23 protein-coding genes are annotated in these 22,216 nt (G+C 63.1%); 7 read left to right on the top strand and 16 right to left on the bottom strand.

The window, feature by feature from the left end; translation table 11 throughout:
• Window positions 1–20: 20 nt before the first annotated feature.
• The 9 genes from purS to gcvT all read right to left on the bottom strand — a co-directional run bounded on the left by purS (window position 21) and on the right by gcvT (window position 8,925).
• Window positions 21–266, bottom strand: a complete 246-nt coding sequence (gene purS, locus M3P27_07270; protein MDP9268113.1) for a phosphoribosylformylglycinamidine synthase subunit PurS — start codon at window positions 264–266, stop codon at window positions 21–23.
• A 99-nt stretch (window positions 267–365) separates the two neighbouring features.
• Complete coding sequence (locus tag M3P27_07265) at window positions 366–638, bottom strand: hypothetical protein (protein MDP9268112.1); 273 nt, start codon at window positions 636–638, stop codon at window positions 366–368.
• Window positions 639–731: 93 nt separating this feature from the next.
• The gene (locus M3P27_07260; protein ID MDP9268111.1) at window positions 732–1,658 is read right to left on the bottom strand and encodes a VCBS repeat-containing protein; all 927 of its coding nucleotides are present in this window, start codon (window positions 1,656–1,658) and stop codon (window positions 732–734) included.
• Complete coding sequence (locus tag M3P27_07255; GenBank protein ID MDP9268110.1) at window positions 1,655–2,449, bottom strand: LytTR family DNA-binding domain-containing protein; 795 nt, start codon at window positions 2,447–2,449, stop codon at window positions 1,655–1,657. Before M3P27_07255 ends, M3P27_07260 begins: the two co-directional genes overlap by 4 nt.
• Before the next feature lie 177 nt (window positions 2,450–2,626).
• Complete coding sequence (locus M3P27_07250) at window positions 2,627–4,312, bottom strand: hypothetical protein (GenBank protein MDP9268109.1); 1,686 nt, start codon at window positions 4,310–4,312, stop codon at window positions 2,627–2,629.
• A 169-nt stretch (window positions 4,313–4,481) separates the two neighbouring features.
• The gene (gcvPB, locus tag M3P27_07245; GenBank protein MDP9268108.1) at window positions 4,482–6,011 is read right to left on the bottom strand and encodes an aminomethyl-transferring glycine dehydrogenase subunit GcvPB; all 1,530 of its coding nucleotides are present in this window, start codon (window positions 6,009–6,011) and stop codon (window positions 4,482–4,484) included.
• Window positions 6,008–7,333: an aminomethyl-transferring glycine dehydrogenase subunit GcvPA gene (gene gcvPA, locus M3P27_07240; GenBank protein ID MDP9268107.1), complete on the bottom strand. Its 1,326-nt coding sequence runs from the start codon at window positions 7,331–7,333 to the stop codon at window positions 6,008–6,010. Before gcvPA ends, gcvPB begins: the two co-directional genes overlap by 4 nt.
• Window positions 7,334–7,335: 2 nt before the next feature.
• Window positions 7,336–7,731: a glycine cleavage system protein GcvH gene (gene gcvH, locus M3P27_07235; protein MDP9268106.1), complete on the bottom strand. Its 396-nt coding sequence runs from the start codon at window positions 7,729–7,731 to the stop codon at window positions 7,336–7,338.
• Between the two features lie 36 nt (window positions 7,732–7,767).
• On the bottom strand, window positions 7,768–8,925 hold the full coding sequence (gene gcvT, locus M3P27_07230) for a glycine cleavage system aminomethyltransferase GcvT (protein ID MDP9268105.1): 1,158 nt from the start codon (window positions 8,923–8,925) through the stop codon (window positions 7,768–7,770).
• Between the two features lie 289 nt (window positions 8,926–9,214).
• Between gcvT and M3P27_07225 the strand changes: the two genes are divergently transcribed.
• A complete protein-coding gene (locus M3P27_07225) occupies window positions 9,215–9,397 on the top strand; it encodes a glypican family protein (protein MDP9268104.1) in 183 nt (60 codons plus the stop codon).
• A gap of 34 nt (window positions 9,398–9,431) precedes the next feature.
• Complete coding sequence (gene trpD, locus M3P27_07220) at window positions 9,432–10,520, top strand: anthranilate phosphoribosyltransferase (GenBank protein ID MDP9268103.1); 1,089 nt, start codon at window positions 9,432–9,434, stop codon at window positions 10,518–10,520.
• Between the two features lie 45 nt (window positions 10,521–10,565).
• Here trpD and M3P27_07215 read toward each other — a convergent pair whose 3' ends face one another.
• The 4 genes from M3P27_07215 to M3P27_07200 form a co-directional block, all read right to left on the bottom strand.
• Entirely contained in the window at window positions 10,566–11,978 is a 1,413-nt protein-coding gene (locus M3P27_07215; GenBank protein ID MDP9268102.1) for an MBL fold metallo-hydrolase, read from the bottom strand.
• 108 nt (window positions 11,979–12,086) lie between these two features.
• Entirely contained in the window at window positions 12,087–13,784 is a 1,698-nt protein-coding gene (locus M3P27_07210; GenBank protein MDP9268101.1) for a hypothetical protein, read from the bottom strand.
• Window positions 13,785–13,920: 136 nt separating this feature from the next.
• Window positions 13,921–14,709, bottom strand: a complete 789-nt coding sequence (rlmB, locus tag M3P27_07205) for a 23S rRNA (guanosine(2251)-2'-O)-methyltransferase RlmB (protein ID MDP9268100.1) — start codon at window positions 14,707–14,709, stop codon at window positions 13,921–13,923.
• A gap of 70 nt (window positions 14,710–14,779) precedes the next feature.
• Window positions 14,780–15,031 (bottom strand): hypothetical protein, encoded by a 252-nt coding sequence (locus tag M3P27_07200; GenBank protein MDP9268099.1) that lies wholly within the window; start codon window positions 15,029–15,031, stop codon window positions 14,780–14,782.
• Window positions 15,032–15,045: 14 nt separating this feature from the next.
• On the opposite strand from M3P27_07200, the gene M3P27_07195 reads away from it, so the two are divergent.
• On the top strand, window positions 15,046–16,224 hold the full coding sequence (locus M3P27_07195; GenBank protein MDP9268098.1) for an acetyl-CoA C-acetyltransferase: 1,179 nt from the start codon (window positions 15,046–15,048) through the stop codon (window positions 16,222–16,224).
• Between the two features lie 26 nt (window positions 16,225–16,250).
• Here M3P27_07195 and M3P27_07190 read toward each other — a convergent pair whose 3' ends face one another.
• Both M3P27_07190 and M3P27_07185 read right to left on the bottom strand, forming a co-directional pair.
• Window positions 16,251–16,946 carry a VIT1/CCC1 transporter family protein gene (locus M3P27_07190; protein MDP9268097.1) on the bottom strand — a complete coding sequence of 232 codons (696 nt, stop codon included), beginning with the start codon at window positions 16,944–16,946 and terminating at the stop codon, window positions 16,251–16,253.
• Between the two features lie 13 nt (window positions 16,947–16,959).
• Window positions 16,960–17,490, bottom strand: coding sequence for an NUDIX domain-containing protein (locus M3P27_07185; GenBank protein ID MDP9268096.1), 531 nt, complete (start codon window positions 17,488–17,490; stop codon window positions 16,960–16,962).
• Window positions 17,491–17,778: 288 nt separating this feature from the next.
• On the opposite strand from M3P27_07185, the gene M3P27_07180 reads away from it, so the two are divergent.
• Together M3P27_07180 and M3P27_07175 are read left to right on the top strand one after the other, a co-directional pair.
• The gene (locus tag M3P27_07180) at window positions 17,779–18,717 is read left to right on the top strand and encodes a patatin-like phospholipase family protein (protein MDP9268095.1); all 939 of its coding nucleotides are present in this window, start codon (window positions 17,779–17,781) and stop codon (window positions 18,715–18,717) included.
• Between the two features lie 124 nt (window positions 18,718–18,841).
• Complete coding sequence (locus M3P27_07175; protein MDP9268094.1) at window positions 18,842–19,618, top strand: SDR family oxidoreductase; 777 nt, start codon at window positions 18,842–18,844, stop codon at window positions 19,616–19,618.
• Window positions 19,619–19,623: 5 nt separating this feature from the next.
• Here M3P27_07175 and M3P27_07170 read toward each other — a convergent pair whose 3' ends face one another.
• Window positions 19,624–20,364, bottom strand: coding sequence for a hypothetical protein (locus tag M3P27_07170; GenBank protein ID MDP9268093.1), 741 nt, complete (start codon window positions 20,362–20,364; stop codon window positions 19,624–19,626).
• 266 nt (window positions 20,365–20,630) lie between these two features.
• On the opposite strand from M3P27_07170, the gene M3P27_07165 reads away from it, so the two are divergent.
• Together M3P27_07165 and M3P27_07160 are read left to right on the top strand one after the other, a co-directional pair.
• Complete coding sequence (locus tag M3P27_07165) at window positions 20,631–21,308, top strand: hypothetical protein (GenBank protein MDP9268092.1); 678 nt, start codon at window positions 20,631–20,633, stop codon at window positions 21,306–21,308.
• Between the two features lie 5 nt (window positions 21,309–21,313).
• Window positions 21,314–22,153 carry a transketolase gene (locus M3P27_07160; GenBank protein MDP9268091.1) on the top strand — a complete coding sequence of 280 codons (840 nt, stop codon included), beginning with the start codon at window positions 21,314–21,316 and terminating at the stop codon, window positions 22,151–22,153.
• The last annotated feature ends 63 nt before the right edge of the window (window positions 22,154–22,216 follow it).

The raw sequence follows: 22,216 nt of genomic DNA, 5'->3' as shown, positions 1-22,216 counted from the left end.
AGGTCCGCGGCCGCTCGTCTTCAGTCTTCGAGCTTGTACGAAAATTCTTCGATGACCGGGTTGGTGAGCACCTCGCGGGCGATGCGTTCGACCTCCTGCTGCGCGGCCGCCTTATCGAGGCCACCATTGAGCGTGAGCTCGAAGTACTTGCCCTGGCGGACGTCTGCAATGGCGGCGTGTCCCATTTTCTTGAGCGCGCCATGGATGGTCTTGCCCTGGGGATCGAGCACGGTCTTTTTCAATGCGACGTAGACATAAGCTTTCATGGGAATGCCACGATTATACAGGCGCGGTGGCCACCGCCTCGACCCGGAAGGGATAAGGAAAACGGGCGGAGCGAGATGCCCCGCCCGGAACGGGAACGTTTAGTCGTCGCGGCCGAGGAGGAAGAACAGGGCCGCGCCGATGGCAAGCCCGGCGCCAAAAGCGATGCCGATGCTTTCCATCGGATACCTGCGGATCTTGCGCTCGGCGTCGTCACGGAGCTCTTCCGCGGCTTCCGCACCGCGGCGCGCGACCTGGCGCGCCGTCTGCCGAGCTTGTTTGCCGGCGCGGTCGACGGCGTCGTTGAACACACCTTTCAGGTCTTCGAGTGGTTCAGCCAGGCGTTCTTTGGCGTCTGAGATCACGTCACGCATTGTTGCCTCCTAGGGAAGAAGAAAGCGTACTCCAAAGCGCGGGGAAAGGGTGTTCGAATCCGCTCACGTGGCGGAGAGCTGCGGCAGCGGCGGTCAGCAGCCGCCACCACCGCCGGTGTAGACCATGCCCCAGCCATTCGGACCCTTCTTGTACATGGCGTAGGTCCAGCCCTGGTAGAGAGAGGTGCGGGTGAAAACCTCATCCATGCCATCGCCGTCGAGATCGATCTGGTCCACGAACATTTCCTCTCTGGAGTTCGTCATGTCAGCGTCGGTGGCGATGTTGTACTGGGAGACGAGCGGCTGATAGGTGCCGTCGCCGCTGTTGTAGAGGATGAGGAAGAGGCGATGCACCGCGCCCGGACCGGCGAGCTTGTAGCTGGCGACCATTTCGTACTGTCCATCGCGATCGAGGTCGGTGACGACGACGGATATCGCCTGCGCCTTGCCGAGAAGATGGCGGCGCACGCCGTTCGCGGCGAAGGCGCGCTGTGCGTATGTCATCGCGACCTGAAGTTCGGCGGGTTTGGCGAAGCGACGCTCGTTGGCGTGCGACGCCGGCGGACCGCCGAAGACGGCAAGCGCGAAGTTGCCAGTTTGGAGTGGTCGCAGGCCAGTCATGGTAACGAGCGCGGCCAGCGACCGGCAGCTCACCTTGCCGCCACGTTGGACGGACACTTCGCCCGCGCGCTTGCCCCCGAAGTAGAGCGGATACCTCGTGCCCGGCGCGTAATAGTTTCTCCGGAATTCCGACCAAGGCTTTCCCCGACCGTCTTCTCCCGGCCGCGGCCCTTCCGGCGGCTTCACGTAGTGCGAACCTGCGATCATGACTACGGGATCGATGAGCGTGCCCGGCTCCGAACCGGAGATCGAACTCGAACCAAACACCGCGAAGATGATGCGGTTCGCCGCAACGCCGTCGGAAATGGGGGCCTGGCGCTGTTTCTGTGGCGTGTTCTGCGCGCTCGCGGCCAACAGCAGGGAAGCAAGCAGGATTCCGAAGGCGGCGCGGCGGGTCACAGTCCGAACAACTCCCGCAGCCTTTTCGTCTGCGCGCGCGAGACCGGGACCTCAGTCTGCTTCTTGTCGTCCATGCGCAGCTGGTAGCTGGACTTGAACCAGGGGACGACCTCCTTGATCCGGTTGATGTTCACCAGATACGAGCGGTGGGCGCGCCAGAAAGCCTTCGGGTCGAGCGAGTCGAGCAGCTCTTCGAGCGTGCGGCAGTTCGACTGGCCTTCCATCTGCGAAGTGACCACCGTGATGACGCCGTCTTCGATGCTGGCGTAGCAGATCTCTTTCTGGTCGACGAGGAACATGCGTCCCGCGGTGCGCAGCAGCAGCTTGTTGGGCTGCGGCGCCTGCTGCTGCTCGAGCATCTTGACCAACGTGTCGAGCTGGCTGGCTGCGGGCGCGCCTTCCACCTTGGCTTCCTTCTTCTTATCGAGATTCTTGCGCGCCTTGGCGACCGATTGCGCCACGCGCTTCTTGTCGAAGGGCTTGAGCAGGTAGTCCACCGCGTTCACTTCGAAGGCCTTCACCGCGTACTGGTCGTAAGCGGTCGCGAAGACGATCTGCGGCAGTGGCACTTTCCTGTCGATGAGTTTCTTGATGACGCCAAAGCCGTCGAGCCCGGGCATCTGGACGTCGAGAAAGACCAGGTCGGGCGCGTGCTCCTTGATGAGGTTCACCGCCTCCAGTCCGTTGCTGCCCTGCGCGACGACTTCTACATCGCCGGCGGACTTGAGCAGGTAGACGAGCTCGTCGCGCGCGAGCTGTTCGTCGTCGACGATGACGGCGGAAAGGGGCATATCAACTCACAAGTATAGTCAAAACTGTTTAACCACGAAGGACACGAAGGTCCACGAAGGCAGAACGAAGGAAAGAAAGAACGAAAGACAGAAGGGTCCAAGCGAAAGGCGCGCGGATTCGGCGCACGTTTTTTCCCGATCCTACTTCGTGTTACTTCGTGACCTTCGTGGTTAACGTTATCTTGCGGCCTTGGCGAGAAACGCCCGCGCGTGGCGAAGCTCGGGCCGCTCGCGGTCCGCGTGCTTCCACAACTCGACGAACTCAGCGTAGCGCGTAGCGGCGGTGGCGTGGTCGCCTAGTATCTCGGAGGCGCGCGCTATCCCGAAGACGGCGAGGGGACGTGCCGGCGTACGCCGCAAGGTGAGGGCGAACTGGTCGCGTGCTTCCGCGGCGCGGGCGCTGCCCGGCGCCCGTGCCATCGCGAGCAATGCGTTGCCGAGTAGCTCGTGCGCGGGTATGGCGGGGTAGGGTGGCTGCGAGAGTGACTCGATGCTGTCTTCGATCGCGGCCGCTGCCTTTAATCTTGCGATCGTCAACTCGTGGTCGCCGGCGGCGCGGGCGGCGAAGGCTTCGGCTTGCGCGGCCTGGATGGCCATCATCTTTTCGACGAACGGATGTGGACCGTGAGCCGCGGCCTGCTCGGTGAGCTTCGCCGCGGCAGCGCGGGCGGCGGAGACATCGTTCCGCGCAGCTGCTGCCATGGTCTCGAGTTGCAACTGCATGGCGACGAAATCGCGCGACGGCGCGACCAGCGGTAATTCGCCGAGGCGCTCCCACGCGCCCGTCTCCATGATCTCGCGCGCGAGCATGTCGAAGTACCCGTAGGCCACGCGGTCGGGCAGAGCGTAGATGGTGCGTCCGCGGACGTGGCGAGCCTGGAGCGCCGGCGTGTCGGGTGCGGTGCGCTTGTCGGGTAGTGCGGCGTATTGCTTCGCGATGATGCGCGTAAGGCGGCGCGCGTCGCGATGGCGGCCGAGTTGCAAGTAGGCGTAATGCAGGTAGTTCAACGAGTGGAAGTCGCGCAGGCTGGTGGACTCGTTTGCCCGCTTCACGTCCAGTTCAGAGGTGTGCCACGCATTCTCGTTGGTGCGTGCAGCTTCTTCCCAAAAACCCAATCGGGTGAAGATGTGCGAGGGCATGTGCAGCGCGTGCGGCACGCCGGGAGCGGCGGCGGCATATTTGCGCGCGACCTCGAGGCCGCGCGGGGCGTGCACGGGATCGTCGTCGGCGTGGATGAGGTAGTGCAGCGCCCCGGGATGGTGCGGATCTTTTGCGTACACCTCTGCGAATAAGTCAGCTGCCCGCTCTTGCGCGGCGAAACCGCTTACGCCCTCCGGCAGCGAGCCCAAGATGGAGAGTCCGTAGAAGAGGCGGGTCTCGTCGTCGGGATATTGGGCGAAGGCAGCGGACATGGCCTCGCGGTAGCGGATGTCGCGCTGCGGCTTGGGAACGGTCGCGGCGTCCCGATAGAGCGCGCGCACGGAGGCGACGTAGGCCGCTTCGCGCGGCGATTGGTGCTTGGCCGCGAGCGCTTTCTCCACGCCTGCCCAGGCGGCGGCCTCTTCCGTGGGCGAAGGCGCGTCCCAGAAGGGATGGTTGTACGCCATCGCGTCGCCCCAATAAGCCATCGCGCATTCGGGGTCGAGCTTTGCGGTCGCGACGAAACTTTCGTGCGCGCGGGAGTACCAGAAGTTGTGGAGCAGCGCGAGGGCGCGGTCGAACTCCGCTGCCGCCGCCGGCGAGCAGGAGATTTCCATGTGGACTTTGCCGATCTTACTTAGGTCCACGGGACCGGAGTGGTCGTGCTGCGCGCAGGCGAGCGCGGGCACGAGGAGCGCGAGGAGCAGGAATCTTGGGCGCATGGATGCGGAAGTATAGACGAACACTCGCGTAGACAAGGAAAGGCAAAACACTATAACCACGAAGGACACTAAGGTGCACGAAGGATAGAAAACAGAGAGAAAAGAAGACTAGAAAGCTTTTTCCGTTCCTAACCTTCGTGATACTTCGTGTCCTTCGTGGTTTAAAGGCCTACTCCTTCGCCGGCGGCTTCCAGCGCAGGATAGGTTTCCTGGCGGCCTGGACTTCGTCGAGGCGCGAGAGCCGCGTGCTGTGCGGTGCACTCAGGATGAGGTCGGGATCCTGCTCGCACTCGCGCGCGATATCGCGCATCGCGTCGATGAAAAGGTCGAGCTCTTCCTTGGACTCGCTCTCGGTCGGCTCGATCATGAGCGCCCCGGCCACGATGAGCGGGAACGAGACTGTATAAGGATGGAATCCGTAGTCGATAAGCCGCTTGGCGATGTCGCCGGTCTTGATGCCGCGCTGCGTCTGCTTGCGATCGCTGAACACGACCTCGTGCATGCTGGGGGTGGAGTACGGCAGGTCGTAAACGCCTTCGAGTTGCTTGCGGATGTAGTTGGCGTTGAGCACGGCGTCTTCGGTGGTCATGCGCAAGCCATCGGGCCCGTTGGCGAGGATGTAGGCGAGCGCGCGCACGTGCATGCCGAAGTTGCCATACCACGCGCGCACGCGTCCGATGGACTGCGGGCGGTTGTAGTCGAAGCCGAGCGTGCCGTCTTTCTTCTCGACCACCACGGGCGTGGGCAGGAACGGCTCGAGATGTTTCTTGCATGCGACTGGTCCGGAGCCGGGGCCGCCGCCTCCGTGAGGCGTGGAAAACGTCTTGTGCAGGTTCAGGTGCATCACGTCCACGTTGAAGTCGCCCGGACGCGTCTTGCCGACGAGCGCGTTCATGTTGGCGCCGTCCATGTAGAGCAGGCCGCCCTTGGCGTGCAGGATGTCCGCGATCTTGTGGATCTCCTGCTCGAAGATGCCAAGCGTGTTCGGATTGGTGAGCATCAGTCCGGCAACGTCTTCGTTCATCTGCGCGACGAGGGAAGGAACGTCGACCATGCCGGCATCGTTCGACTTCAGATTCTCGACGGCGTAACCGCAGATGGCCGCGGTCGCAGGATTGGTTCCGTGCGCGGAGTCGGGAATGAGGATCTTCTTGCGCGCGTCGCCCTTACTCTGCAGATAAGCGCGGATGAGCAGGATGCCGGTCATCTCGCCGTGCGCGCCGGCGGCGGGCTGCAGCGTGATGGCGTCTTGTCCGGTGATATCGAGCAGGCAGTCGGCGAGCGTCTTCATCACGCGCAACGCGCCCTGCGAAAGTTTCTCTGGCTGGTAGGGATGCGCGTTGGCGAGTCCTTCGATGCGCGCCGCGGCTTCGTTCACGCGCGCGTTGTATTTCATGGTGCAGGAGCCGAGCGGGTACATCCCGGTGTCCACACCGTAGTTCCACGTCGAGATGCGGGTGAAGTGCCGGATGATCTCGATCTCGGAGACCTCAGGCATGTTGCCCAGGTCGGCGCGTGCGGCCGTGCCGAGGGCTTCGGCGGCGCTCACGGCGGGAACATCGAGCGGCGGCAGCTTGTAGCCGCGCTTGCCGGGCGACGACTTCTCGAAGATCAGTCCTTCGTTCGGATTGATATGGGGAGTGGCTTTCTTCGGACCGTTCTGGGGTCCGTTCTGGGGTCCGTTCTGTGACGCGCTCATTGCCCCACCGCCTTCACGGCTGCGTCGATGTTCGCCTTGGTCGTCAACTCGGTGCAGCACCACAGCGAGGCGTTGCCCAGCTCGGGATAGAACTTCTTGAGCGGGAAGCCGCCGATGATCTTTTGTTCCAGCAGACGGTCATTCATCTGGTGCGGGTCCGCCGTGGTCTGGACGACGAACTCGTTGAAGCGCGGCGCCCCCGAGAAGAGCACTTTAGCTTTTCTGCCAAACTCGCCGGCCGCGTAGGCGGCCTTGGCGAGGTTGTACTCGGCGAGTTCCTTCAGACCCTCGCGTCCATAGATGGTCATGAAGATGGTCGCCATGGTCGCGACGAGCGCCTGGTTGGTACAGATGTTCGAGGTCGCCTTTTCGCGGCGGATGTGCTGCTCGCGCGTGGAGAGCGTGAGGACGAAGCCGCGGCGGCCGTGCTTGTCGACGGTCTGGCCGACGAGGCGGCCGGGCATCTGGCGGACGAACTTGTCTTTGGTCGCGATCACACCGGCATACGGACCGCCGAAGCCCAGCGGCACGCCGAAAGATTGCGCTTCCATGGCAACGATGTCCGCTTCGACCGGCGGCTTGACCGCGCCGAGCGAGACGGCTTCCGCGATGGAGACGACGAGCAGCGCGCCTTTTTTGTGCGCGAAGTCGGCGAGCGCGGCAACGTCTTCGATGGTGCCGAAAAAATTCGGCGATTGGATCATGATGCACGCCGTCTGGTCGGTGACCGCTTGCTCGAGCGCAGCCATGTCGAGGCGTCCGTTCGCGGCGAAGCCGGCCTCCGCGATGGGCAAGCCCTGGTGCTGCGCGTAGGTGCGCAGCACCTCGCGATATTCGGGATGGACGCTGCGCGCGATCACCACCTGGCTGCGTCCGGTGAGCCGCACGGACATCATCGCCGCTTCGGGCACGGCGGTGGAACCGTCATACATGGAAGCGTTCGCGACTTCCATGCCGGTGAGTTCGCAGATCATGGTTTGGAATTCGAAGATGGCCTGCAGCGTCCCCTGCGCGATCTCGGCTTGGTACGGCGTGTAGGCGGTGAAGAACTCGCCGCGCGAGACGAGCGAATCGATCACCACCGGACGATAGTGGCTGTACGCGCCGGCGCCGAGGAAGGTCGCGTATCCAGCGGCGTTGTCGCGGGACGACCGGCGAAAGAAGTCGAGGATCTCACTCTCGGCCATCTGCGGCGGGACTTTGAGGTCACGCTTCAGCCGGTACTCGCCGGGGATGGGCGCGAAGAGGTCGTCGATGGACTTGCAGCCGATATCGCTCAGCATCTGTTCGCGGTCGGCGGGAGATTTCGGAAGATAGCGCACTCTTAGTGGCTCTCTTCCGCGACGAACTTCTCGTAATCATCGGCGCTGAGCAGTGAGTTCAACTCGTTCTTGTCTTTGATCTTGACCTTGATCATCCAGGCGGAGTGGGGTTCGCTGTTGATCTTCTCGGGCGCGGTGTTGAGTTCCTCATTCACCGCCGTCACGCTGCCGGAGACGGGCGCATAGAGCTCGCTCACCGCTTTGACCGACTCCACGGTGCCGAAGCTCTTGCCCGCCGATATGTCGGCGCCGGGTTTGGGCAGTTCGACGAAGACGATGTCGCCGAGCGCTTGCTGCGCGTGGTCGGTGATGCCGATGGTACCGATGTCGCCGGTGTCACCTTCGACTCTTATCCACTCGTGCTCTTTGGTGTACTTCAGATCCTTTGGGTAGGCCATGGGTATCTCAAACTTTCTCTCTCGAACTTTCTTGGTTTACGTTTTTTTGGCACGTTTATAAAACGGTGTCGCGACGACCTTGGCTTTCAGCTTCTGCGCGCGGACTTCGACCAGCACCGTGGTATCGAGCGAAGAAAAATTCGGTGGGACGTAAGCCAGCGCGATGTTCTTCTTCAGGAAAGGTGAGGGCGAGCCGCTGGTCACGTAGCCGATCTCCTCGTGTCCACCTTCGTCGAAGAGTTTGTAGCCATCGCGCGCGATGCCGCGGTCGACCATCTCCAGGCCGACGAGCGTGCGGCGGATGCCGGTGGCGCGCTGTTTCTCTAACGCCGCGCGTCCGATGAAGTCCGGCTTCTCCATTTTTATGAAGCGGTCGAGCCCGGCTTCCCACACGGTGGTCTCGTCGGATATCTCGTGGCCGTAGAGCGCCATCTTGCCTTCGAGGCGCAGCGTGTTGCGCGCACCCAGGCCGCAGGGAAGGATGTCGAACGCCTTTCCCGCTTGCAGCACTTCGTTCCACACGCGCTTGCTGGTGGCTTCGTCGGACGGAACATAGATCTCGAAGCCATCTTCGGCGGTGTAGCCCGTACGCGCGATGAGCGTGTTGGGTAAGCCGCAGACGGTGCCGTGCGTGAACCAGTAATTCTTGATCTTCGATAAGTCCACGTCGGTGAGTCTTTGCAGCAGCTCGGCAGCGCGCGGTCCCTGGATAGCGAGCTGCGTGTACTTGTCGCCCACGTCCTCGACCTTGGCGTCGAACGCGCGCGTGTTGTCACGCACCCAATCGACATCCTTCTCGCGCGTGCCGGCGTTGATGACGAGCAGGTAGTCGCTCTCGCCCAGGCGATGGACGATCACGTCATCGACAAAAGTCCCTTGCGGATAGAGCAGGGCAGAATACTGCGCCTGACCGATGGCGAGCTTCGACGCATCGTTCATCGAGATGTGCTGCACGGCGTCGAGCGCTTGCGGACCAGAGACGCGGATATCGCCCATGTGCGAGACGTCGAACAATCCCACGCCGGTGCGCACCGCCAAGTGTTCCTGGATCAGTCCGCCGGTTTTGCAATTGAAGCCGCCGGGATATTCGACCGGCATGTCCCAGCCGCCGAAGTCCACCATCTTCGCGCCCAGCGAGCGATGGACGGGATTGAGCGCCGTCTTGCGGAGCACGGTGGCGATGGAGGAGGACAAACTGAAGGATCCCTTCGGACGCTCAGGCGTCGTGTCGTATACGCCCCTGGAGAAGCAAGCTCGAACCAGCTACGTTAACACGCGATTTTTTCAGCGGTCAAACTGCGGCAGGGGCGCCGGGTTTGCCGGAAACGCCGAACGACGACGGCTTCGAGGACTAGCCGGCCGATCGCGGGCGGATTCCCAAGTGTCGCAGTCCAGTGACGGCGAGGACCGCCCCGTCGCTCCGGCACAGGTTCCCGTACAGACCCCTTTCCAAGCAGCGGCCTCTCGCGCTAGAGTTGCGCCTATGGCAGACCGATTCCGCTGCGGGGTATGCGAACTGACGGAAGACCAGTGCAAGTGCGAGCGCTATTGCGGGCTGTGCCAGGGCCTGCACAACGTCCGCTTGTGCAACGACGGGCTGTACTACTGCCTGGATTGCCGCGAGGCCTGCGACTTGCAGGCGCAGGAAGCGGAATCGCATAACTAAAGCCGCCAGCGCCGCCGCTCCCGAGCAGCCCAGCATGATCACCGAAGCCCTGCACCTCGTCGCGAGCCACCAGCGCTCGCTCTCGCGCGCCGACGCGCGCGCCGTGATGGCTGAGATCCTCAGCGGCCAGGCCACCGACGCGCAGATCGCCGGCCTAGTGGTCGCGCTGCACATCAAGGGCGAGACGGTGGACGAGATCGTCGGATTTGCGGAGGCCATCCGCGAAGTCGCCACGCCCATCCGTACGGCGGATTTACGTCCCACTGATTCACGTCCCAAAGATCCGGCGCTCGACGTCAGTGACACCGAGCGCGACGCGCTGGTCGATACCTGCGGCACCGGCGGCGATACCAGTGGCACATTCAACATCTCGACCGCGACCGCGCTGGTGATCGCGGGCGCCGGCGTGCGCGTGGCCAAGCACGGCAATCGTAGTGTGACCTCGCAGTGCGGCTCCGCCGACGTGGTGGAAGCACTCGGGGTGGACATCATGCTGTCGCCCGAGCGCCTGGCCGCGTGTCTGAAAGAGATCGGCATCGCTTTCCTGTTCGCGCCCAACATCCATGCCACGCTGAAGCACGTGCAAGCGGCGCGGCGCGAGCTGAAGTTGCGCACCATCTTCAACCTGCTAGGTCCGCTCACCAATCCGGCGCGCGCGTCGGCGCAGGTGGTGGGCGTCTACGCGGAGGCGCTGGTAGAAAAACTGGGCGAGGCGCTCCGCCGGCTGGGATTGCAGCGTGCGCTCGTCGTCCACGGCATGGATGGGCTCGACGAGATCACCATCTCGCGCGAGACCAAAGTGGCGGAGCTGCGCGATGGACGGCTGAAGACTTACTACGTGCAGCCGGAAGAGTTGGGCGTGCCGCGCCGGCCGCTGGAAGAGATTGCCGGCGGCGACGCGAAGCAGAACGCGAAGATCATCCGCGAGGTGCTGGCGGGGAAGAAGTCGGCGCGCCGCGACGTCGTGCTGATGAACGCGGCCGCGGCGCTGGTCGTCGCGGGCAAGGTGGATAAGATCGCCGCCGGCATGCCGCTGGCGCAGGAGTCCATCGATTCGGGCAAGGCAAAGCAGAAGCTCGACGCGCTGGTGAAGTTCACGACCAGCGCTAAGAAAGTTTCTTAAGAGAGATTGTCATCCTGAGGCCGTCTCGGCCGAGGGTCTCGCGCCCTACTTCACTTCCACCTTCTGCAGCCACTGCGCGATCTCGACCTTCCAGCGCAGCGCCGACGTCATTGCCAGGCGTAACTGGGACGACGCCGCCGGCTCGCCGTGGACGAGATACGTCACGCTCGGCGCTTTCTTGAAGGTGCGCAGCCAATCCAACAACTCGGGCGTATCGGCGTGGTCGCTGAACTGCTCGATAGCGGCGACCTGCGCGCGCACTGGGATCTCCTGCCCGAATATCTTGACCGTGCGCGCGCCGGCCTTGATGAACGCGCCGCGCGTGCCCGGCGCCTGAAATCCGATGAAGATCACCTGGTTCTTCGGATCGGGCAGGCGTTGCGCAAGGTGATGCAGGATGCGTCCACCAGCGGCCATGCCGCTCGAAGACACGATGATGGTCGGATACTGCGAGTTGTTGATCTTCTTCGAGTCTTCCACCTTCTGATCGAAAAAGAAATTCTCCCAGGTCACCGGCGAACCGAAGCGGTCGACCAGGCGCTTGGTCTGCTCGTTGAACTCGTCTTTGTATTTCAGGAAGATCTCGACTGCCTTGATGGCCATGGGGCTATCCACGTGCACCGGCACGCGCGGTATCTCGCCGGCTTCCATCATGTCCTTGACCAGGAAAATGAATTTCTCGGTGCGCTCCACTGCGAATGCGGGCACCACGACGGTGCCGCCGCGGTTTACCGTATCTTTGATCAACTTCGCCAGCTCCGGCCGCGGATCGGTGGTGGGATGCATGCGATTGCCGTAGGTGGATTCCATCACCATCAGGTCGGCGGACTCGCCCTCCTGCGGACCGGAGTGGACGATCTTGCCGGCCGCGTCCTTGGTGTCGCGGACGCGTCCGATATCGCCGGTGAAGAGCAGGCGGCGCTGGCCATTGCCGGCGCGCACCGTGATCTCCGCCATGGCGGAGCCGACGATGTGCGCGGCGTTCACAAAACTGAAAGTGAAGTCCGGATTCAAGCGCTGGACCGCGCCAATCTCCAGCGGACGAAAATACTTCAGGCAGTCCAACGCCTCCTGCATGGTGTAGAGCGGCAGCGCGGGGTCGTGGCGCGACGTCTTGTGCTTGTTGGCGAAGGCCGCGTCTTCTTCCTGCAGGTGTCCGGAATCGGGCAGCACCACGCCACACAGGTCGATGGTCGGAGACGTGGCGTAGATGGGCCCGGTGAATCCCGACTTCACCAGCCGCGGGATCCAGCCACAGTGGTCGAGGTGCGCGTGCGTCAGGATGACCGCGTCGATCTCCTGCGCCGGAATAGGCAGCGGCTGCCAGTTGCGCTCGCGCCATTCTTTCGGACCCTGGAAAAGGCCGCAGTCCACCAGCACCTGGAATCCGCCGGTGTTGATGAGGTGCTTGGAGCCGGTCACGGTGCCGGCTGCGCCGAGGAACTGGATGTAGGTCATAGGAAGTAGTTAGTAGTTAGTAGTTCGGAGTTAGCAGCCGGTCATCAGCATAAGCGACGAAACTCCTAACTACAAACTAGACGCTAACTCCTAACTACAAACTCCTAGCTACTTCTTTTCGACCACGGACGTGTTGTTGCGGCGATCCGCTTCCGGAACGCTGCCATCGTTCACCGTCACGCTCACCGGCGGCGCCGGAACAGTCACGCGCACCGTGGCTTTCTGCCCGGCCGGGACGAGCAGCCGCTCGGTTCTTTCGACGATCTTTTCTCCCGCGCCCATGCTGACGACGACGGGGACTTCCGCGCCCGCGCCGCCCGTGTTCTCGACCGTCACCACCACGGTGAAGGTGTCCCGCAATGTGGGACGGACGAGCACGTCCACGATCTTGAACTCGGGAAGTCCGCGATCGCGGTAGATCCAGTCATCGAAAAACCATTCCAGATCTTTCTTTGGCCCACCCGATTGTGCTTCGCGCTCCAGCAGGCGCTGCATGTAGGAAGGTTCCTTGTCGTCTTCGGCGCGATAAGCGGCGAGCGCGCGCTGTAGGGCAGCGTCGCCGAGCATGTCGCGCAGCATCGCCCAGACGAACATCGCTTTCAGGCGGATGAGCACGTCGTTGTGGCTGGTGACGAGCGGGTCGCCGCGGATCTCGTCGTCGGTCTGGAGCAGGGAGTCTTCCACCTGCGCGAGCAAGGCAGTGCGCGTATTCATGAACTCGATGGCGGCCTTGCGCCCGCCGGCGCGCTCACGGACGATCGTCTGCGCAAACTGCGCGATGCCTTCATCGATCCACAGGCGAGGCGCGGAGAAGGACGCGTGCGCGATCTGGCGCGCGGCATTGGTCTCCAGCAGCAGCTTGTCGCGCGTGTCGAAGGGCGTAGCGAGGAACGGTCCGCTCTCGAAAGCGGCGATGTGCGCGCCCGGCAACTGCACCATCGCGCTCTTCGCGTGTGGCGTGAACACGATCGCGGACCATGTCGCGAGATCCTTCTCCGCCTGCTCGAAGGCCGCGAGCACGTCGAGCGCGGCGGGGCGCGAGCCGAGGTAATACGCGACAGCATGTTCGCGGTCGGCAACTCCAAAGCCCGCGGCGGCGAGCACCGGTACGCGGTCGCTCGAAAGATCGAAGTCGAAGCCCACACACTTGTTGCGTCCCGAGCTGCTCGCCGCCGGCGGGCGCGACTTGCCACTGGCCACGACGGTGAATCCGGCGGGCATCAGCGCACGCACGCAGACGTCCGTCGAGAGCTGGCTGGCGCGATGGCGTTCGCGCCACGCGCCAAGGTGATCGAAGAAGCGCTGCGGGTAAGCGAGCGAATCGGGCTCGAGCGCCACGGGATACCACGCCACGTAGCCGGCGCCGCGCAGGATGGAGTACTCGTTCGAGATGCGGTCCCAATCGCTGGCTTCGGCGACTTCGAGTGGGATGCGTCCGCCGCTGGACTCGGTCAATCGGCGCGCGTCGAGTGGGATGGTGCCCGAGTAATTCACGTCGAGCTCGATGGTGGCCCGGGGCGCAACCGGATGCGGCAGCGCGATGATGGCTTCCGACATCGCGCCGGTGTGGTCGAAGTCCGTTTTCAAATCACGCCGCGAGAACTCGGCCGGCTTGCCCGCGAGCTCGATGGATTGCCAGGCGAGCGTCGAAGAAACCTGCAGTACAGCCTCCGCCTGCGGGATGAGCGAGTCGTTGCGCAGCGTCAGCTTGCCGCTCGCGGAAAGCGTGCCGTCCGCGGGAACGATCTGCAGGTCGAGCTGCCAGCGAGTGATGGTGAAGGCTTCGCGATCGGGTTGCGTCGGCAACTGTGCGAAAACCGGGGCCGCAATAAAGACAGGGAGGAGGACGCAGAGGACGCGGAGGACGCGGAGGATAGGGGCGGGAAATCGCAAACTCTCTTTATTCTTTCTGTTTGAACTTGCTTGCTGCTTATTCCTGGTTTTAGTTTTCTTTTTCTTCTTCTTCTCTTTTTCGCTTTTCTCTGTGCCTCTGTGTCTCTGTGGTGGATTTCCTCTGCCGGACGAGTTCGTACATCACGATGCCGGCGGCCACGCTCACGTTCAGCGACTTGACCGCGCCCGCCATGGGCAGTTTGACGAGGAAGTCGCAGTGCTTGCGGACGTGCTCGTGCAGTCCTTTGCCTTCGGCGCCGAAGACGAGGGCGCAATCCATCTTGTAGTCGATCTGGTCGTAGGTCTCGGTGCCGCGCTCGTCAAGCCCGACGATCCATACACCAGAGTCTTTCAGGTCTTCGAGTGTGCGCGAGACATTTGTCACCTTGGCGATGGCCATGTGCTCGCTCGCGCCGGCCGAGGTCTTCGCCACCGTGCCGGTGACGTGCGCGGCGCGGCGGTCAGGGATGATGATGCCGTCGGCGCCGGCGCCATTGGCGGCGCGCAGCACGGCGCCGAGGTTGTGTGGATCCTCCACGCCATCGAGCACGACGAGAAAACTCCACTGCCCGCGCTTGGCTGCCTTGAGGTCATCGACCTGCGAGTATTGTTTCGAGCTGGTGACGGCCACCACGCCCTGATGGTTCGCGGTCTTCGCCAGGCGGTCGAGTGTCTCGCGCGGGACGAAGCGTACCGCGATGCCCGAAGTGCGGCAGTCATCGATGATGCGCTGGATCTTCGGATCGTGCCGGTCCTTCGCGATCTCGACGTGGTCGAAATTGCGCGCGCGCGCCTTCAGCGCCTCCGCGACGGAATGGATGCCGTAGACAACGTCCATGAGGAGTACCGTGTTGCGAGTAGCCGGTTTGCGAGTACCGATGCCGGCGAAACATCCATTATGCAGGAGATCAAATGAAAACAGGAGGAGGGGAGGAGGGGAGGGAACATCTTCTTTTTTTATTTTCCTCGCTTACTCGCTCCTTCTTGTTCTTGTTTTTCTTTCCTTCTTTCTTGTTTTGCTTTCCCTCTTCCTTGTTTTGCATTCCTTCTTTGTCTTTGCTCTTCCTCCTGTCCTCCCCTCCTCCTGTTGTTATTTGATCTTCCTCTGCGTCCTCTGCGGTTTTAATTTGGTGCGTTACACTGAAAAGTCCATCCGACATCCCGGGAGGAACCAGTGGCAGAGGTTTTCATCGTGAGCGCGGTGCGCACGCCGATCGGGAGATTCGGCGGCTCGCTGGCCACGCAGACGGCAGCGGACATGGGCGTGGTCGCCGCCCAGGCGGCGATGGAAAGAGCTGGCATCGCGCCGGGCCAGGTGGAAGAGACCATCTTCGGCAACGCGCGCCAGGCGGGCGGCGGTCCGAATGTCGCCCGGCAGATATCCGTGCGTGCCGGAGTGCCGAAGGAAGTCACCGCGTACACCGTGAACATGGCGTGCGCGTCGGGGATGAAATCCATCGCGCTCGGCTTCGATGCCATCGCCGCCGGCAATGCGCAGGCGATACTCGCGGGTGGCACGGAATCGATGTCGCGGCTGCCCTTCTACCTCGAGGGCGTGCGCTGGGGATATCGCCTCGGCAATCAGGAACTTGTCGATGGCATGTACCGCGACGGCTTCTTTGATCCCCTAGCGAAGCTGGTGATGGGCGAGACGGCCGAAGTCCTCGCCGAGCAGTACAAGATCACGCGTCAGGAGCAGGACGAGTACGCGCTCGTCTCCCAGCAGCGCGGCGAGCAGGCCATCCATGGCGGACGCTTCGCCGATGAGATCGTCCCCATCACACTCGAGTCGAAAAAGGGAAGCGTGACGTTCGCGCAGGATGAGCACCCTTTCCTGGGCTCTTCGATGGAAAAGCTGGCGAAGCTTGCGCCCGTCTTCTCGAAGACGGGGACGATCACCGCAGGAAACTCTTCCGGCATCACCGATGGCGCCGCGGCGGTGGTGCTTGCGTCCGCCGACTTCGTGAAGCGCAATGACTTGAAGCCTCTAGCACGCCTGGTTGGATGGACCCAAGCAGGTGTCGAGCCGCGGACGATGGGCATCGGTCCGGTGCCGGCGATCGCGAAACTCGAAAAGAAGACCGGGCTCAAGCTCGCTGACTTCGACCTGGTCGAACTCAACGAAGCGTTCGCGGCGCAGGTGCTCGCTTGCGACCGCGAGTTGCACTTCGATCGCGAGCGGTTGAACGTGAACGGCGGCGCGATCTCGCTCGGACATCCCATCGGCGCGACCGGCACGCGCATCACGGTGACGCTGGTGCACGAGATGCTGAAGCGGAACTCAAAGCGCGGCCTGGCAACGCTGTGCGTCTCCGGCGGCCTGGGAATGACGCTGGCGCTAGAGCGCGCTTAGGTCCGCCGCAGATCAAGTCAACGACATCACGTCAACAGCTTGGCAAGTCCGAACGCGGCGGCGGCGGCGATACTGCCGATGGCGAGCGTTTGCACGGCGGAACGCAGCGGCTTGGCGCCGGTGAAGTGTCCTTTGACGTAGCCGAAGACGGCAAGCGCCACGGCGGTGACGCTGGCCGAGACCATGAGCGCCGCGTGCGCGCTGTGGATGAAGAGATAGGGCGCGAGTGGGATGAATCCGCCGGCAATGTATGACGCCGCGATGGTGCCCGCGCTCTTGTAGGCGCGGCCTTCCTCCGGCTTTTCGAGTCCGAGCTCGAAGCGCATCATGAAATCGACCCAGTTCTCGTGATGGTTCTTGAACGCCGCGATGATGGGCTCGATCTCGGCGTCGGTGAGGCCGTACTGGCGGAAGACGTCCTGCACTTCTCGAACCTCGTCCTTGGGACGGTGGATGACCTCGCTCTGTTCGCGGCGGCGCTCGCTGGCATAGTGCTCGGCGTCGGAACGCGCGGCGAGGTAGCCGCCCAGTCCCATGGCGATGGAGCCGGCGGCGATCTCGGCGATCCCGGCGACCACCACGATCTTGCTGGCGTCGACCGCGCCGGAGAGGCCGGCGGCAAGCGCGAAGGGCACGGTCAATCCGTCTGCCATCCCGATGACGACGTCGCGGACGGTGGCGCCGGCGGTGAAGTGGCGCTCGATGTGTGGGGTCGGCGGCACTAGATGCACTCTATCAGGCGGACTCCGGATTTGCCGCCAGGGAGTCGGCGGCTTTCTTCACCATGTCGCGCTCGCCCTTGTAGGCGAGCAGGCGCGGGGCGTCGGCGAGCGGGATCCAGCGCGCGCCGCGGACCTCGTGCTTCATCTCATCGGATATCTCGCCGATGGTGCCGCCGGTATAGCGCAGCAGGTAGAAGCTGACGATCTTGAAGACGCGGGCGCCGTCTGACCACTTGCGCACGTAGACGTACTTGATGTCGCCGAGCTTGCTGATGATCTCGGCGTCGAGGCCGGCCTCTTCCTTCACCTCGCGGCAGGCCGCCTGCTCGGGCTTCTCCCCAGGGTCTACCCATCCCTTGGGCAGGGCGAGGACGGTCTTGCCGGGATCACCATCAACCTCGCGGCGCGGCTCGATGACGGCGATCTCCCAGGGCCCGGGCGTTGAATCCGAAACCCTGGGATCCTGGCCCACTCTCCGGACCACAACGCCCCCGGCGGAGAACTCGCGCTGCATTGTTCCCGGTTTTGCGTTAGGACCGCCCATGCTCCCCAGCTCAGCCGTGGTCTCGGGGGCTTTGGAGGGTGGACGGCGAAAGGACTCGGGCTTTGGGAGGTGCACCATATCAAGCCAAACCTAACATAAGGGCTGCGGGACCCGCTTGTTTAGAGGGTATGCATAAAAATATGCGGCAGCATGTGGACCAGCGGGCAGCATCATAGCGTCTAAGTAAGCAGGAGCTTCAGCGGGCCCGGCAGCCGCGAAGCGAGGGGACGCACCCTGAGCAAGCTGAGTAAAAAGATCGCGCGCTCGGTGAAGGCCTTCACCGACGAAATGAAACGGCCGCAGCCGGGAACGAAAGCGGGGCCTGTACCGGTTACCAACACACCCAAACTTGGGGTGGCCCTGGGCGGCGGTTTCGCTCGCGGGCTGGTCCACGTTGGCATCCTCAAGGTGCTGGAAGAAGAACACATCCCCATCTCCTTCATCGGCGGCACCAGTGTGGGCGCGGTGATCGCGGCGGCATATAGCTCGGGCGTATCCGCAAAAGAGCTGGAGGAGATCGCGCACCTGGTGCGCTTCAACAGCTTCGCGCGCTGGACGCTCTCGCGTTATGGACTTGCCTCCAACGACCGCATGGTCCCCTTCCTGGAAAAACTGGTGAAGGTGAAAACCTTCGAAGAGTGCAGGATCCCACTCGCCATCTCGGCTACGGACTTCGTGACCGGTGATCCGGTGGTGTTCACCAGCGGCTCGCTGATCGATCCCATCCGCGCGAGCTGCGCGTATCCCGGGATGTTCCTCCCCGTCAATGCCAACGGACGCCTCATGGTCGACGGCCTGCTCGCGCACAGCGTGCCTGCCGAACCGCTGAAGCAGATGGGCGCCGACAAAGTGCTGTCCGTCTACCTGAGCGCGCACTGGGTCAATGTGAAAGGACCGCGGCACATCTTTGACGTCATCGGACAATGCTTCTCCATCGCGCAAGCCAAGATGTGCCACCTCTGGAAGGTGCACTCCGACCTGGTGCTCGAGCCCAACGTCGATGGCTTCAGCTACGACGGCTTCGAGCGCGCCAAGGAACTGATCAAGGTTGGGGAAGACGCGGCGCGCGAGGCTGCCCCGCAGATGCATGCCTGGTTCGAGAACGCAGAAAAGTCTGAGAAGGCTCAGGAGTCAGGGGCGACCCAGATCGTCACGACCGCGGCTCCAGTATCGAGTTCGAAGGGCGGCGCGCCCGCGCGCAGCCCCGCGCCCTTATTGGCGAAATAAGCTGGCGAAGTAGTTTCCTCCGACTTTTCGTTGCCCGTCTCTCCTGCAAACGATCCGCGCACGCGCTGCGCTTGACTGGCCCGCAGCCGGGACCTAGTCTTCGTGCGGAGAAACTCCTTCGATCATGACGAAAGAACTGCAAGGCAAGATCGCGATTGTGACCGGCGGAACCTCAGGCATCGGACGTGACGCCGCCATACTGTTTGCGAAGGCCGGGGCCAAGGTGGTGGTCGCAGGCCGGCGCGAGGCAGAAGGGAAGGAAACGATCGAGATGGTGCGAGCTGCCGGCGGCGATGGTCTGTTCGTGAAGACCGACGTGGCGAAGGCCGCCGACGTCCATGCCTTGGTGCAACGGACGGTAGAGAAGTTCGGACGCCTGGATATCGCGTTCAACAACGCTGGGATCGAAGGGACCTGGGTCCCCATCGTTGAACAATCGGAAGAAGACTGGGACCGCAGCATCGACATCAATCTGAAAGGCATGTGGTTGTGCCTGAAGTACGAGATCCAGCAGATGCTCAAGCAGGGCAGCGGCGGGGCCATCGTCAACATGGCGTCGGTGGCGGGCTTGGTCGGCGCTGCGGGAGCGGCAACGTACTGCGCGAGCAAGCACGGCGTGATGGGGCTGACGAAATCAGCTGCGCTCGAGACCGCGCGCAGTGGCATCCGGGTGAACGTGGTGTGTCCGGCGGTGATCGAGACGCCGATGGGTGAGCGTATCTGGGGAGCGCCGGAGATGAAGAAGTTCGCACTCGGCCTGCATCCCATCGGCCGGCTTGGAAAGCCGATGGAGGTCGCGGAAGCGGTGGTCTGGATGTGTTCGGACCGGGCCTCGTTCATGACGGGCCAGTCCCTGGTGCTCGATGGCGGCTTCATGGCGGGACCGAATCCTCCCGGCTAGCCGCGTTACGGCTGCCGGCGCGTGATCCAGCCCGTGATCTTCTTGTCGATCTCGAACTCGTGCAGGAAGCTGGTGATGGCCACGCCGCCGAGCGCGGTACCGCTGCGCTGCCACGCGTCGCTCACGCTGTGCTTGCTCGGCGGATACCACGCCCTTCCCACAAATCCACTGGCCACGCTGCCTAGGATATAGCTCGGCGAGAAGCGCCGGTGATTTCCGGGATCATTCGCCGGCGTGGCGGTGAAGATGTTGAGCACCGAGTGCCCGGTGCGCTTCCAGAAACCGTGTTGGTGCGAGCGGAACATCCGCGGATCTTCGCGGAAGATGGCTTGCGAAATGAAGGTGCCGGTCTTCCTGGTGGCGCCTTGCGCCAGGCTGGAGCCGAAGCGCATGCCGTATCCTTCGGCGCCTTGTGGCCATTCCTCGGGATCGTCCTGGGCCTGCTGGATGCCCGCCATGAAGGCCGAAGTCATGATGCCGGTGGGCGAGATGAGGCGGCGGCCGTAATAACACCACCGCTGCGTGGCGGTGAAGGGCTTCGGAGCATCTTCGGGATCGTGATTGCACGCGGGGCTACTTGACGCTGTGCTGCTTGGCGCCGCGGGCGGATCGGCCGCCATCGTGGTTGACGTTGCTGTCGACGCCTGGCCGAAGGCGAGCGCGCTCGCGAGCCAGCAGGCGGAGATTGCCAGGCGGAAGGCCTGGGAGGAGCGACGGTTGAATAGAGGGCGATGCGTGGCGCCCATATCGGTTCGCTCCTGAGTGTCTGGTAGCGAACAGTATAGCGTGCTGGTCGCGTTTTGGAGAGCGGCGAGACGCCGGCACGGCCCGATCAAGGTCAAAGGCCCGGGGTTCCAGCCGGTTTTTGCACCATGGCGCGGGGATACACACAAAATACTGCACAGAAAATGCTGCACTCGCGGCGCGTCTGCGCGATTGCCCGCGGTGGAAAACCCCGCTAAACTACAGGGTTGGCAAAGCAAATCTTTAAGTTACCGAAGGATTCCTCCGCATGAAACGCTACCAGTCCGCGCGCGAGGTATTAGCGGCGATCGAGCAGACGCTCAAGGCGTCCAAGGCGTCGAAGACGGGCGCGAAGTCGCGGCCGCTCGATGAAGTGCTCGACATCATTTACGAAGGCCGCCACTACTTCTGGATCGGGATCTACCTCGTGGTGGGCCGCGAGGTGCGCCGCCAGGCGTTTCGCGGGCCGGTGCCGCCGTGTCACACCTTCGCCTTCGGCAAGGGCAATGTGGGGACGACGGGCGAGCAGGGCGTGATGAAAGTGATTCCCGACGTGACCGCAGACCCGACCTACTCGATGTGTTTTCGCGAGGTGAAGTCGGAGATCGTGGTGCCCATCAAGCTGGTCACGCGGACCATCGGCGTGATCGATGTGGAGAGTGACCAGGCGAATGCCTTCGGTCCGGAAGACCGCGTGCTGCTGAAGCGCGTGGCGCTGGTGCTGGCGAGGTTCCTGACCTCGAAAGGGAAGTACATCGTGCGCAAGGCGCGCGAGGCGGACGCACGGGCCGGGAAGACGCCGACGTTGAGCGCGACATCGAGCGCGACAACGAGCGCGACAGTGACTGCAAGCAAGGAGAAACACCAGCCCGCAAGCGAGAAGGTGGGCGCCAGCCGTAAAGAGTCGGTTCGCAAAGCAGTAGCCGGGGAGACGCCCCGCGGATAATCCGCATGATGAATAAAGTCGAATCCATAGACGAACTAAAACGCATCGCGCGCTCGCTGCGCATCGACATCATCAAGATGATCGGCGCCGCGGGCAGCGGGCATCCGGGCGGGTCGTTGAGTGAGGTCGAGCTGCTCACCGCGCTCTACTGGCGCGTGCTGCGGCACGATCCGAAAGATCCGCAGTGGCGCGACCGCGACCGCTTCATCCTCTCCAAGGGCCATGGCGTGCCCGCCCTCTACGCCGCGCTCGCGCACGCCGGCTACATCGATCCCGCGCTCTTGATGACGCTGCGCAAGCTCGGGTCGCCGCTGCAAGGACATCCCGATAAGCGCATGTTGCCCATCCTCGAAGCCTCGACCGGCTCGCTCGGCCAGGGCATCTCGATCGGCATCGGCACAGCGCTCGCCGCCAAGCTCGACCAGCTCGATTACCACACCTTCGTGATGATCGGTGATGGCGAGTCGCAGGAAGGCCAGATCTGGGAGGCGGCCATGTTCGCGCCCTTCCACAAGCTCAACAACCTCACCGTGATCGTGGACAACAACAAGCAGCAGCTCGACGATTTCACCGACAAGATCCTCTCGCTCAAGCCGCTGGCGGAGAAGTGGAAGTCGTTCGGCTGGAACGTGGAAGAGATCGATGGCCACGACTTTGCGCAGGTCATCCCCGCACTCGAGAAGGCGCGCGCGAACCCGAGCGAGAAGCCGACGTGCGTGATCGCCAACACGGTGAAGGGCAAGGGCGTCTCGTTCATGGAACACCAGGTCAAGTGGCACGGCGTCGCTCCGAAACCGGAAGAGGTCGAGGCGGCGGTGAAGGAATTGGAAGCGCAAGCGGTGTAGTCCTTAAGAGTTGTCATTCCGAGGATCTGCTCTTGTGCGGATCGAAATGAAATCGGAATCACA

Source organism: Acidobacteriota bacterium (assembly GCA_030774055.1).
Lineage (GTDB): Bacteria > Acidobacteriota > Terriglobia > Terriglobales > Acidobacteriaceae > JACPNR01.
Note: the sequence above shows the minus strand (reverse complement) of the source record. Positions and strands in the feature narration are given on the sequence as shown.